The organism is Psychrobacter sp. 1U2, assembly GCF_051847575.1.
This window is the reverse complement of sequence record NZ_JBPYDC010000825.1, coordinates 1-817: the sequence shown is the minus strand read 5'-3', so window position 1 is coordinate 817 and position 817 is coordinate 1. Positions and strand designations below refer to the sequence as shown.

Below are 817 nucleotides of genomic sequence, written 5' to 3'. Positions count from 1 at the left end.
CCTTTGTCGCTTTGCCCGGTAATCCGATAGGCGCGTATTTGGCATCAGTATTTGCTTATCGCGCTGGGACATGGGTCGCGGGCAAAACAAAGCTTGATATCTTATTAGTACCGCTACTGGTCTGTGCAGTAGCATTAGCTGTTTGTGCATTACTTAATCCACCTATCGTCGCTGCTGTTGATGCTATTGGACAAGGTATCCAAGCGGCCACTGAGTTACAACCGTTATTAATGGGAATTGTCATTGCAGTCGTAGTTGGTATTTTATTGACGCTACCAACCTCAAGCGCAGCTATCTGTATCGCTATTGGTCTGGGCGGTTTGGCTGGCGGGGCGGCTGTCGTTGGCTGCGCGGCGCATATGATTGGCTTTGCCGTGGCGAGCTTCAAAGACAACGGCGTGAGCGGTGTGGTTTCTCAGGGTCTTGGCACGAGTATGCTACAAATCCCTAATGTACTAAGAAAGCCGTTAATACTATTGCCAGCCATTATCGCTAGCGCTATCGTTGGCCCTATCGCGACGGTAGGCTTTGGGCTTGCTTGTACGGCAACAGGCGCTGGGATGGGTACGGCGGGATTGGTCGGCGTATTTGGCGTCATTGAGGCATCAGAAGGGATTATGAGCATGGGTCAGTTATGGACAGCGATTATTTTATTAATGTTTGTACTACCAGCAGTGATTGCCGGTATCGTCGCTTATATGATGCGCCGTATGGGCTGGTTAGTTGCTGGTGATATGAAACTACCTTAAGCTTTATAAGCTTGAACACTTTTAATGCTTTTAATGCTTTTAATGCTTTTAATGCTTTTAATGCTTTT

The 817-nt window shown here is 47.7% G+C and carries 1 protein-coding gene; it reads left to right on the top strand.

The features are described from left to right. The coding region (locus ACS8FD_RS18965) for a PTS sugar transporter subunit IIC (protein WP_439276999.1) at positions 1 to 749 on the top strand (749 nt) is incomplete at its 5' end. Between the last annotated feature and the right edge of the window lie 68 nt (positions 750 to 817).